The organism is Chitinophaga agri (assembly GCF_010093065.1).
GTDB classification, from domain to species: Bacteria; Bacteroidota; Bacteroidia; order Chitinophagales; family Chitinophagaceae; genus Chitinophaga; species Chitinophaga agri.
The window spans coordinates 4,589,023-4,600,516 of record NZ_CP048113.1 but is presented as its reverse complement, the minus strand read 5'-3'; the positions used below and the strand labels follow the sequence as shown (position 1 = coordinate 4,600,516).

General features: G+C 45.6%; 12 protein-coding genes. All 12 read left to right on the top strand.

Features of this window, described 5'->3' with window-relative positions; all coding sequences use genetic code 11:
- Positions 1-73 precede the first annotated feature (73 nt).
- The 12 genes from nrfD to GWR21_RS18230 all read left to right on the top strand — a co-directional run bounded on the left by nrfD (position 74) and on the right by GWR21_RS18230 (position 11,490).
- Positions 74-1,558 carry an NrfD/PsrC family molybdoenzyme membrane anchor subunit gene (nrfD, locus tag GWR21_RS18285; RefSeq protein ID WP_162333141.1) on the top strand — a complete coding sequence of 495 codons (1,485 nt, stop codon included), beginning with the start codon at positions 74-76 and terminating at the stop codon, positions 1,556-1,558.
- Between the two features lie 72 nt (positions 1,559-1,630).
- A complete protein-coding gene (locus GWR21_RS18280; RefSeq protein WP_162333140.1) occupies positions 1,631-2,227 on the top strand; it encodes a DUF3341 domain-containing protein in 597 nt (198 codons plus the stop codon).
- A gap of 77 nt (positions 2,228-2,304) precedes the next feature.
- Complete coding sequence (locus tag GWR21_RS18275; protein WP_162333139.1) at positions 2,305-2,943, top strand: c-type cytochrome; 639 nt, start codon at positions 2,305-2,307, stop codon at positions 2,941-2,943.
- A gap of 38 nt (positions 2,944-2,981) precedes the next feature.
- The gene (locus GWR21_RS18270) at positions 2,982-4,190 is read left to right on the top strand and encodes a quinol:cytochrome C oxidoreductase (RefSeq protein WP_162333138.1); all 1,209 of its coding nucleotides are present in this window, start codon (positions 2,982-2,984) and stop codon (positions 4,188-4,190) included.
- 91 nt (positions 4,191-4,281) lie between these two features.
- Positions 4,282-5,328 (top strand): cytochrome c oxidase subunit II, encoded by a 1,047-nt coding sequence (locus tag GWR21_RS18265; protein ID WP_162333137.1) that lies wholly within the window; start codon positions 4,282-4,284, stop codon positions 5,326-5,328.
- 113 nt (positions 5,329-5,441) lie between these two features.
- Entirely contained in the window at positions 5,442-7,271 is a 1,830-nt protein-coding gene (locus GWR21_RS18260; protein ID WP_202928961.1) for a cytochrome c oxidase subunit I, read from the top strand.
- Positions 7,272-7,352: 81 nt separating this feature from the next.
- Positions 7,353-8,237, top strand: coding sequence for a heme o synthase (cyoE, locus tag GWR21_RS18255; RefSeq protein WP_238429866.1), 885 nt, complete (start codon positions 7,353-7,355; stop codon positions 8,235-8,237).
- An 18-nt stretch (positions 8,238-8,255) separates the two neighbouring features.
- Complete coding sequence (locus GWR21_RS18250) at positions 8,256-8,819, top strand: cytochrome c oxidase subunit 3 (protein ID WP_162333136.1); 564 nt, start codon at positions 8,256-8,258, stop codon at positions 8,817-8,819.
- A gap of 31 nt (positions 8,820-8,850) precedes the next feature.
- Positions 8,851-9,525, top strand: coding sequence for a cytochrome c oxidase subunit 3 (locus GWR21_RS18245; RefSeq protein WP_162333135.1), 675 nt, complete (start codon positions 8,851-8,853; stop codon positions 9,523-9,525).
- A 51-nt stretch (positions 9,526-9,576) separates the two neighbouring features.
- The gene (locus GWR21_RS18240; RefSeq protein ID WP_162333134.1) at positions 9,577-9,981 is read left to right on the top strand and encodes a cytochrome C oxidase subunit IV family protein; all 405 of its coding nucleotides are present in this window, start codon (positions 9,577-9,579) and stop codon (positions 9,979-9,981) included.
- Between the two features lie 124 nt (positions 9,982-10,105).
- Positions 10,106-10,792, top strand: coding sequence for an SCO family protein (locus tag GWR21_RS18235; RefSeq protein ID WP_162333133.1), 687 nt, complete (start codon positions 10,106-10,108; stop codon positions 10,790-10,792).
- Between the two features lie 128 nt (positions 10,793-10,920).
- On the top strand, positions 10,921-11,490 hold the full coding sequence (locus GWR21_RS18230) for a DUF420 domain-containing protein (protein WP_162333132.1): 570 nt from the start codon (positions 10,921-10,923) through the stop codon (positions 11,488-11,490).
- Positions 11,491-11,494 lie beyond the last annotated feature (4 nt).

Here is an 11,494-nt window from a genome sequence, read left to right as displayed (position 1 = left end):
TTTTAAGTTTAGAACAAATAAAGCTCCTTATTCTGCATCCAGGTGTAGGTTAGGGGTTAAAGCTTAAAGAATTATGCATTTAAAGTACGAATCCACACTAAGAGAACCATTAGTTGATGGGGTGAAAGATTACCACCAGGTAACAGAAGATATCATCAGCCCGATTGAGGCAAAGCCTGGTAAATTGTGGTATGTAGGCTTTTTCATTTCCCTAATGCTGCTGGCATTTGGTGCCTTCTCCGTAACCTGGGAAGTTTACTACGGTACGGGTGTGTGGAACCTGAATAAAACCATCGGTTGGGGTTGGGATATTACCAACTTCGTATGGTGGGTAGGTATCGGTCACGCCGGTACACTGATCTCGGCTATCCTCCTGCTGTTCCGTCAGGGATGGCGTACAGGTGTAAACCGTGCGGCAGAAGCGATGACGATCTTTGCGGTAATGTGTGCGGGTCAGTTCCCGATCTTCCACATGGGTCGTGTATGGATGGCCTTCTTCGTATTGCCTTATCCGAATACACGTGGTCCGCTGTGGGTGAACTTTAACTCTCCCCTCTTATGGGACGTGTTCGCGATCTCTACTTACTTCACAGTATCTCTCCTGTTCTGGTATTCCGGTCTGATCCCTGACTTCGCGACAGTACGCGACAGGGCTAAAACCAAACTGCGTAAGTTATTATATGGTATCGCTGCATTTGGCTGGACAGGTTCTACAAAACACTGGCAGCGTCATGAAGCACTGTCGCTGGTACTGGCAGGTCTCTCAACACCACTGGTACTCTCCGTACACACCATCGTATCTTTTGACTTTGCAACTTCCGTAATTCCTGGTTGGCATACTACCATCTTCCCTCCATACTTCGTGGCGGGTGCGATCTTCTCCGGATTCGCGATGGTAAACACCCTGCTGATCATTGTACGTAAAATATTACACCTCGAAGACTACATCACCATCGGCCACATGGAGGCAATGAACAAGGTGATCGTGCTGACGGGTTCCGTAGTAGGTTGTGCTTACCTGACTGAGTTATTCATGGCATGGTACGCAGCTGTTCCTTACGAATTCGATACATTCTATAAATATCGTGCAGCAGGTCCTCTGGGCTGGTCTTACTGGATCATGATGACCTGTAACGTGATCACTCCGCAGGTTTTCTGGTTCAGCAAAATGAGAAGGAACGTAGCCGTAACCTTTGTGATGTCTATCATCGTAAACATCGGTATGTGGTTCGAGCGTTTCGTGATCATCTGTACTTCCCTGTATCGTGACTACCTTCCATCCAGCTGGAGCTACTATCGTCCATCCTGGCCAGAAGTTGGTTTCTACATGGGTACTTTCGGTCTGTTCTTTACCTGTTTCTTCCTGTTCTCTAAATACTTCCCGGTTATCGCGGTAGCTGAGATCAAGAGCGTACTGAAGACTTCCGGCGAAAGCTACAAGAAGGGTATGGAGCAATACGAGCAGCAGTCTGCTGAGCAGTTTGAAGCAGGTTTACACCACGATGACGATCATCATCACGATGCGCATGGTGCTGTAGCTCACGCTCACCATAACTAATCTAGGAACCGGGTAATACCGGGCATGTAAAGAATCGGATTTCGTTTTTTAGACTAAGAATTTTTTAAACATATGGCGGTTAAAAATTTTGTTGTAGCAAGTTTCAGTGATGAGGCGGTACTGTTTCCGGCAGTGAAAAAAGTAAGAACTGCAGGTTACAAACTCCACGATGTGTACACACCTTTTCCGGTGCATGGTCTTGATCATGCAATGGGTCTGCGCGAAACCAGCCTGCACACTGCCGGCTTTGTATATGGTATCACCGGTACAACTACGGCATTATCCTGCATGAGCTGGGTATTTAACTCTGACTGGCCTATGAATATAGGTGGTAAGCCACACTTCCCGCTGCCAGCGTTCATTCCGATCACTTTCGAGTTGACGGTATTATTCGCAGCAGTAGGTATGGTGCTCACATTCTGCTACCTGTGTCAGCTGGCTCCTTTCGTAAAGAAACATATCTTCAATCCCCGCCAGACAGATGACAAATTTGTAATGGTGATAGAAGTAACTGCGAAGACCAATGCTGCGGAACTGAAAAGTTTCCTGACAAGTATAGGTGGTGAGCAGGTGAACGAACAGCGTGTAGAGGCAGGCTGGTGGTTTGGTCGTTATGACCGCGATGACCGCCTGTTTGACACTCAACGGGTAGAGGCTGTAAACGCATAATCAGAATTTTAAACTTTCCGGTGGAATTATTCCCCGGGAGGAGCACACAGAACATAAGCTTGAATTATAATAAACAGATGAAAAGGACTTCCAACATATTGATCGCGGCTGCTGTGGTTAGTGGAGCTATGTTATCGGCATGCGGAAAAGACAACAGGAAACCCGGTAAGCATTATATGCCGGACATGGGCGAATCCCGTGCATATGAGTTCTACAGTGAGCGTCTTTCTACACTGAAACCAGTGGATGGAACCGTTAAGAGAGGAGAATTACTGCCTTACCATCTGAAAGCGGCAGATACCGCTTTGGCGAATGCAGTTAAGAATCCGCTTGCTATCACAAAAGCGGATCTGGAGGAAGGAAAACGTTTATTCAATATCTACTGTGCTATCTGCCACGGTTCCAAGCTGGACGGTAATGGTCCGCTGTACAATGGCGGTAATGGTCCTTACGTAGCTGCGCCGGCAAACCTGGCGAGTGGTGCGAAGGCTAACTACACAGAAGGACGTCTGTTCCACGTGATGACCTTTGGTTACAATGCGATGGGTAGTTACGCTAGCCAGCTGGATAGAGAACAGCGCTGGAAAGTGGCTTCTTATATCCGCAGCGTACAGAATGGTGGTGCAAACGCATCCGCTGTAGCTGGTGAATCAACCCAGGCGCCTGCTGCAAGTGCAGAAGCGCCAGCGGCTAAAGACTCGGCAGCAACTAAGTAAGTAAACTAGCATTCAATCAAGTATTTTAATATACAGTAATGAAGGACCAATTTGTAGTACCGGCAAGATTAAAAAAGACCAGCTTCGTGTTAATGGGGATTGGCTTGCTGACTTTATTGATCGGAATTTTTGCATTTCATGGTGAGCATGGCTCTACACGTCTCTGGGCTGGCCTCCTCCAGAACAGTTCGTTCTTTTTGTTGGTGACATTAGCCAGTGCGTTCTTTATCGGAGCGACTACGCTGGCGCACGGTGGATGGCAGATTGGTTTCCGTCGTGTACCTGAGGCTATTTCCATGGTAGTACCTTACCTGGGCCTCATCCTGTTTGTGGTGGTTATGCTGATCGTATTTACCGGTCAGGAGCACATCTACCACTGGGTAAATGCAGAGCATGTTAAACATGACGAAATATTGAGCTGGAAATCAGCTTTCTTAAATAAAGGAATGTTCACCGCGTTTACAGCTGTAACTATTGGCGCGTGGATCTTCTTTGTAATGAAATTGCGTAACATGTCTATCCAAGAAGATGGATGGGACCTGTCCGCAGCTACCGGTCGTCGTATCATCTGGAGAAATACAGTATGGTGCGGTGGTTTCATCGTAGTATACGCCCTGACCGTGGGTTCTACTACCCCATGGATCTGGTTAATGAGTATCGATGCACACTGGTATTCTACCATGTATAGCTGGTACACATTCGCTAGCAGCTGGGTTTCTGGTATCGCGCTGATCATTCTGTTCCTGGTTCACCTGAAACGTAATGGTTACCTGCCAATGGTAAATGAAGAACACCTGCATGACCTGGGTAAGTTTGCTTTCGCTTTCAGTATTTTCTGGACATACCTCTGGTTCTCCCAGTACATGCTGATCTGGTACGCAAACATGCCTGAGGAGATCGTTTACTTCAAACCACGTGTTTGGGGTGAATGGAGACCAGTATTCTTCCTGAACCTGCTGATCAACTTCATTACGCCGTTGTTATACCTGATGAAACGTGATACCAAACGTAACTATTCATCTATGGTGTTTATCTCTGTTGTAATCCTGGTCGGTCACTGGTTAGATTTCTGGCAGATGGTAGGTCCTGGTACTTACAAGCACCTGGTATTCCCTTGGTATGAAGCAGGTCTGGGTCTTGGTTTTGTTGGTATAATTATCTTCGTGGTAATTAATCAGCTGGCAAAAGCGCCACTGGTACCAAAGAATCATCCTTATCTGAAAGAAAGTATAATACACCATACCTGATCATAGAGCAAGTAACGGAGATTCCGGTGTTGCACCGGAAGTGATAGGTAATAACGTAAAGCATTAGATAACTTAATTATTTCAAATAGCAATGTCAGGATTTTTAGCAGTCTTAGTTGTTGTGCTCATATTCGTAGTCATCTTCCAGATTGCGAAGGCCAGCGAGTATGTGTCCATATTGAAGGGAGAAAAGAAAGCGCGTCAGCAATCCAACCGTGTGAACGGTACCCTGTTGATCGTCTTCCTGGTACTGGGCCTGATAGGTGTGTACTACTGTCACGATGTTCTGAGCGCCAAGTTCTTATTTTTGTCTGCTTCTGAACAGGGTGAAGGTATCGATAACATGATCGTATGGACCCTGGCAATAACTGGTGTCGTATTTGTGATCACTCAGATCTTACTGTTCTGGTTTTCATTCAAGTATCAGGAAAAAGAAGGTCAGAAAGCCTTTTATTTCCCTCATAACAACAAACTGGAGTTGATATGGACAGTTATTCCTGCCATAGCGCTCACTATCCTGGTGGCTATCGGTTTAAGACACTGGTTCCGTATCACTTCTGATGCACCGAAAGAGGCAGCAGTAATTGAGATCACCGGTAAACAGTTTAACTGGCTGATCCGCTACCCTGGTAAAGATGGTCAGCTGGGCCGTAAATTCTTCAAGAACATCAATGATGCAAACAATCCTGTAGGTCAGGATTGGGACGATCAGCTGAATAAGGACGACTTCATGGCAACAGAAATGCACATGGTAGTTGGTAAACCTGTAAAACTGATCATCGGTTCCCGCGACGTTATTCACGACGTTGGTCTGTCTCACTTCCGCCTGAAAATGGATGCGGTTCCTGGTATTCCTACTACACTGTGGTTTACACCTAAGTATACTACAGCTGAAATGAAGGTAAAAACAGGCAATCCTGATTTCGTATATGAAATTTCCTGTGATCAGATGTGTGGTTCCGGTCACTACTCCATGAAAGCAAATATCGTGGTAGAAACACAGGAAGAGTTTGATGCATGGACAGCTAAACAGGTTGCTCAGTATGGTGTAGCTCACCCGGCTCCGGCTGCTCCTGAAGCACCTGCTGCTGACAGCGCTTCTGCTGAGAAAACTGTGGCAGTAAACGCGGGCAAGTAGTAATTTTGCCTTAGCAGAAGAGATTTAAATAATTGACGCAGGAATTTTAAAAATTATAAGATAAACTGGTAGCGGTACTCCCCGATGACAGTTTTATATAAATAGAACCGATTATGAGTAACGAAGCAACATTGCACAGTCAGGAGGCGATTCATGGCGCAGCACATGCGCACGACCACGGGCATGATGACCACCATGAGCATCACGAAGGCGGCTTCATATCGAAGTATGTTTTCAGCCTGGACCACAAAACTATTGCCAAGCAGTTTCTGATCACCGGTATTATCTGGGCTATCATAGGTGCTTTATTCTCTGTACTGTTCCGTTTGCAGCTGGGTTTCCCTGATGCTACTTTCCCCTGGCTGGAAAGCATCCTGGGTCACTGGGCAAAAGGTGGCCGTATCACTCCGGAAGCGTACTACGCACTGGTAACAATGCACGGTACTATCCTGGTATTCTTCGTATTAACAGCCGGCTTGAGCGGTACCTTCTCTAACCTGCTCATTCCTTTGCAGGTAGGTGCCCGCGACATGGCTTCTCCCCTGATGAACTGTATGAGTTACTGGGCATTCTTCCTGGCGAGTATCGTCATGATGTCCTCTCTCTTCGTTCAGACTGGTCCTGCATCTGGTGGATGGACTGCTTATCCTCCGCTGAGTGCACTGGGTGATGCCTCAATCGGTTCTAAAATAGGTATGGACTTATGGTTGATCAGTATGGCACTGTTCGTTGTTTCGCAGCTGCTGGGTGGTCTTAACTATATCTCCACCATCCTGAACATGCGTACTAAAGGTATGACAATGACCAAGATGCCACTGACTATCTGGAGCTTCTTCTTCACTGCCGTACTGGGTGTACTTTCCTTCCCTGTATTATTGTCTGGTTTTATCCTCCTGCTGTTTGATCGTCACGGAGGTACCAGCTTCTACCTGAGCGATCTGTTCGTTGCTGGTAAAGCACTGTCTAACGAAGGTGGTAGTGCTATCCTGTACCAACACTTGTTCTGGTTCCTCGGTCACCCTGAGGTATATATCATCATCCTCCCTGCGATGGGTATGGTATCTGAAATCCTGGCGGTTAACTCCCGCAAGCCGATCTTCGGTTACCTCGCGATGGTGGGTTCTATGTTTGCGATCGTTATCCTGGCGTTCCTTGTATGGGCGCACCACATGTTCGTTACTGGTCTGAATCCGTTCCTGGGTGCATTCTTCGTACTGTTAACATTGCTGATCGCGGTTCCATCGGCTATCAAGGTGTTCAACTGGCTCACCACTATCTGGAGAGGTAACCTGCGCTTTACGCCTGGTATGCTGTTCTCTATCGGTTTCGTGAGCACATTCATCTCTGGTGGTCTGACAGGTATCTGGCTGGGTAACTCTTCTATCGATATTCACCTGCACGATACCTACTTTGTAATTGCACACTTCCACATTGTAATGGGTGTGTCTGCATTCTTTGGTACGTTCGCCGGTGTATACCACTGGTTCCCTAAGATGTTTGGTCGTTATCTGAACAACACACTGGCTTACATTCACTTCTGGACTACCCTGATCGGTGCTTACCTGATCTTCTGGCCAATGCACTATGAAGGTATCGCTGGTATGCCAAGAAGATACTATGACTATGCAAGCTGGGAATCTTTCAAACAGTTCAGTGATCTGAACCAGTTCATCAGTATCGTAGTGATCATCGTTTTTGCTGCTCAGCTGATGTTTGTGTTCAACTTCTTCTACAGCATCTTTAAAGGTAGAAAAGTAACCACCACTAACCCATGGTCTTCTACTACCCTGGAGTGGACTACACCGATCAATCCTGGTCACGGTAACTGGCCTGGTGAGATCCCTGAGGTGTATCGCTGGCCATATGACTACAGCAAGAACGGTAAAGATTTCGTTCCGCAGACTGTACCATTGTCACCAGACGAAGAGAAAGAGGGTCATTAATGGATTGAATTTTTGGGCAAACTACGGAGTAACATCCGTCAGTATGGACAGAAGAAAATGATAAGAGAAAACTCGATAAAGTTGTCGACATCGTATGCAGTAGCCAGTAAGGTGAGGGATTATTCTCAGTTGATGAAGTTTAATCTTACCATCATGGTAGTGTTTTCAAGCGTGGTGGGTTATCTGCTGGTGCCGAACGTTGGGTTTGATCTGGTAAAAGTTCTTATTTTATTTGCCGGTGGGTTGCTGGTATCTGGCTCAGCCAATACTATCAATCAGTTACTGGAAAAGGAAACGGATAAACTAATGGCACGTACGGCTGTACGTCCTTTGCCAGCCGGCCGGATGTCTGAAACAGAAGCTATTATTCTGGCTGTTGTTACAGGAGTATCCGGCGTGGCTATCCTGGCCTGGGGCTTTAATCTGCTTTGTGCAGGTTTAAGTCTGCTTTCCCTGGTGTTATATGGATTCGTCTATACACCATGGAAAAAATGGAACTCGCTGGCCGTATTGGTTGGTGCAGTACCAGGGGCATTACCACTGCTCATCGGATGGGCTGGTGGTGCAAATGCGATTGGCGATGGCGGATGGGCGTTATTTGCTATTCAGTTCCTGTGGCAGTTCCCTCACTTCTGGGCTATCGCCTGGATCGGACACAAGGACTACTCCAGAGCTGGATTCAAATTATTACCTGCCAGTGGTGAACCTAATAAGCTGATTGCATTACAGGCAGTGCTTTACACACTGTTACTGATCCCAGCAGGCATAATGCCTTATTATCTGAAGATCAGTGGGCCGATATCTGCGATCATCGTGTTGCTCGTGACATTGTTTTTTGTGTACAGGGCAGTGAACCTGTATAGAAAAGCGGATGTACCTGCAGCGCGTAAACTTATGTTCGGTTCCTATATTTATCTTATGATAATGCAGTTTGCATTACTGTTTGATAAAGTTGAACACTTTTAATTTCGAAATCAAGGAGTGATGGACGCGATGAGTTTACAACGAAAAAAAATACATCCGCATAAGTATTCTCTCTGGATAGCCATGGGTAGTATTACCATGATGTTCATCGGATTTACGAGTGCATATGTTGTAAAGCGTGCGCAGGCAAACTGGTTCACTTTCGATCTGCCGGTTATCTTCTGGATATCTACGTTGGTGATTCTTGCCAGCAGTGTGACGATCCAGATGGCAGTGAAGCAATTCCGTAACAGGAATATGCAGCGTTACAAACAGCTGATCACGCTGACCGCTGTATTGGGTGTAGCTTTTGCCGTGTGCCAGTGGATAGGTTTCAAACAGATGAATGAGAGTGGCCTCAGACTGAATGGTCCCGCTTCTGTTTCATTCATTTATGTGATCGTGGGTGTGCACCTCCTGCACGTAATGGGTGGTGTTGCAGCGCTGCTGATCATGTTTGGCAGAGCCTTCCGTACCAGGGTCCGTACATATAGTGCAGTTCCTATAGAAGTTGCCGCCACTTATTGGCATTTTGTGGACGGGTTGTGGATTTACCTGTTAATATTTCTGAGTATTGCCAGATAAACTTTCTTAAAATTAATTTACAAAACAAACAATGGATACAGCAGTTACAGCGAAGAAAAAATGGTGGTCCGGGGGACATTCTCCTTTTAATGTGAGCTACGGAAAGTTGATGATGTGGTACTTCCTGATGTCAGATGCCTTTACTTTTGGTGCATTGCTGATAGCATATGGTACTATCCGCTTCATGAGCCCATCCTGGCCTGATCCTAATGAAGTATTCCACGCATTCCCTGGTATGGGACACACTAATTTGCCGCTGTTATTCGTGAGCTTGATGACCTTCATCCTGATCATGAGTTCCGTAACAATGGTACTGGCTGTACATGCTGGTAAAATGAGAGACCGCAAGGCAGTTGTTAAATGGATGGTGTGGACCATTATCGGTGGTTCAGCATTCCTGGCTTGTCAGGCATGGGAATGGACACACTTACACGAAGCTGGTGCATGGTGGGGTCGTAATCCTTTCCTGAATGTGGATGGAACGCTTGCTTCAACTAACTTCACTAACTTCTTCTTTACGATCACTGGTTTCCACGGTTTACACGTAACTTCCGGTGTTGTGCTGAACTGTATCATCCTCGCTAACGTACTGAAAGGTACTTATGAAGAAAGAGGCCATTACGAAATGGTAGAGAAAGTAGGTCTATACTGGCACTTTGTGGATCTGGTTTGGGTATTCGTATTCACCTGTTTCTACCTGCTCTAAGAGAAAAGTTGGTAAGTATTTGTAATCTGGAATTTTAAAAAGAAAAAACTAATGGAACATACACATACAGGAGCGGCACACGAAGAACATGCTCACGATTCATCCACTAAAAGTATCTGGAAAACGTTCTGGATATTATTAGGTATCACTGTTGTTGAGGTAGGCGTTGCATTCATTTATCTTGAACACGCGTTCATCGCAAGATGGGCACTGAACAGCTTCTTCGTAGGTCTGACAGTAGTGAAAGCATTCTTTATCGTGGCTGAATTCATGCACTTACGTCATGAAGTAAAGAACCTGATAATGACCATCCTGATCCCTTTACTGTTGTTCGTATGGTTTATCATCGCTTTCCTTGCAGATGGTGATTCCTGGAAGAACATGCGTAAAGACCTGTCTCCCGGTACGCCTGTAGCTACTCCTACACACGTTACCAACGAAGCTGCACATCACTAAGATGAACTTTATATATTACGCTTTACAGGTCCTGCCGTATCTTTACAGCAGTATTTGTAAAGCGTAACTTTTATCTGACAATTTAAAACTTCAGGCCATTACCAAGAGAGGACTTATAGGATTGATGCTGGCAGTACTGGTGCCATTGGCTGGATACCTGATTGTAGATCATTACAGTAAGAATGTCGTGCCCATTCCCCGTTTCTACATTCCTGAGAAAGTAGATACGATTGTAAAAGACGGGAAAACTACCTACGACACCACATTCCATGTAGTGAAAGATATTACCCTCACCAACCAGATGGGACGCCAGGTAAGTCTGAAAGACCTTCCTGAAAAAGTAATAGTGGTGAATTTCTTCTTCACCTCCTGCCCCAGCATATGCCCGCGTATGATGGCTAATCTCGAGAAGATCCAACACGCTTATATTAAGAATGATACCCTGGTACAACTGGTGTCATTGACGGTTGATCCGGAAAGAGATTCGTCTGAGACACTGCGCATGTATGGAGTAAAGCACGACATCAACCCGGATAACTGGTGGTTGCTGACCGGCGCTAAGAAAGAGATCTATGACTGGGCGAGAAATGAGGTGTTTGTTAGTGTAGTAAAAGGTGACGGCGGACCAGACGACTTTATTCACACCGAGAAACTCGTGCTGCTGGACAAGAATCATAATATCAGAGGTTATTACGACGGACTGGATTCAAACGCAGTACGCAGATGTGCCAATGATATTGCGATCCTGCACCTGGAAAAAGATAAACACAGACCAGGATTATTAAAAAGACTGTTTTCAACAACGGAATAACCAGTGCATACGTAAGTATGTACTAAATACCTAAATAATGAATGTAAATGTGGAAAGTGAAATGTGATAACGCCCGAAAGCGCTTTCACATTTCACTTTTCACATTTTAAAGAAAATCACATCATATTATGGATATAAAAAACAAAAACCTTAACCTGCCTATCGCGATCATCTCCATCGTGATCCCGATAGTAGTAGCACTGCTCATCTATCTGCCACGACCACAAATGGAGGCAGGATTCGATGTACATATATTACCATTATTCCACGCGGTGCTGAACTCGGCTACTTCCGTGTTACTGGTAGGCAGTCTGTTCTTTATCAGGAAAGGACAGGTGAAAGCACATAAAGTGACCAACCTGATAGCAGTCGTACTGTCACTGATATTCCTGATATCTTATGTGACCTATCACTTCTTCGTTCCTTCTACCAAATTCGGTGATCTTGATCATAACAATATAGTAGATGCAGCTGAGAAAGCAACCGCGGGTGGCATTGCGTATGTATATTATTTTATTCTGCTGACGCATATCGTACTGGCTGTCGTGATTGTTCCAATGGTACTGTTTACATTGCTGCGTGGATTCCAGGACGATATTGTAAGACATAGGAAAATTGCCCGTATTACCTGGCCTATCTGGTTTTATGTGGCAGTGACCGGTGTGATCGTATACATCATGATCTCTCCTTACTATTGATTGA

What these genes read in the sequence shown, in the direction of transcription:
- nrfD (WP_162333141.1), top strand. Translation starts at nt 74, where the DNA reads ATGCATTTAAAGTACGAATCCACACTAAGAGAACCATTAGTTGATGGG.
- GWR21_RS18280 (WP_162333140.1), top strand. Translation starts at nt 1,631, where the DNA reads ATGGCGGTTAAAAATTTTGTTGTAGCAAGTTTCAGTGATGAGGCGGTA.
- GWR21_RS18275 (WP_162333139.1), top strand. Translation starts at nt 2,305, where the DNA reads ATGAAAAGGACTTCCAACATATTGATCGCGGCTGCTGTGGTTAGTGGA.
- GWR21_RS18270 (WP_162333138.1), top strand. Translation starts at nt 2,982, where the DNA reads ATGAAGGACCAATTTGTAGTACCGGCAAGATTAAAAAAGACCAGCTTC.
- GWR21_RS18265 (WP_162333137.1), top strand. Translation starts at nt 4,282, where the DNA reads ATGTCAGGATTTTTAGCAGTCTTAGTTGTTGTGCTCATATTCGTAGTC.
- GWR21_RS18260 (WP_202928961.1), top strand. Translation starts at nt 5,442, where the DNA reads ATGAGTAACGAAGCAACATTGCACAGTCAGGAGGCGATTCATGGCGCA.
- GWR21_RS18250 (WP_162333136.1), top strand. Translation starts at nt 8,256, where the DNA reads ATGGACGCGATGAGTTTACAACGAAAAAAAATACATCCGCATAAGTAT.
- GWR21_RS18245 (WP_162333135.1), top strand. Translation starts at nt 8,851, where the DNA reads ATGGATACAGCAGTTACAGCGAAGAAAAAATGGTGGTCCGGGGGACAT.
- GWR21_RS18240 (WP_162333134.1), top strand. Translation starts at nt 9,577, where the DNA reads ATGGAACATACACATACAGGAGCGGCACACGAAGAACATGCTCACGAT.
- GWR21_RS18235 (WP_162333133.1), top strand. Translation starts at nt 10,106, where the DNA reads ATGCTGGCAGTACTGGTGCCATTGGCTGGATACCTGATTGTAGATCAT.
- GWR21_RS18230 (WP_162333132.1), top strand. Translation starts at nt 10,921, where the DNA reads ATGGATATAAAAAACAAAAACCTTAACCTGCCTATCGCGATCATCTCC.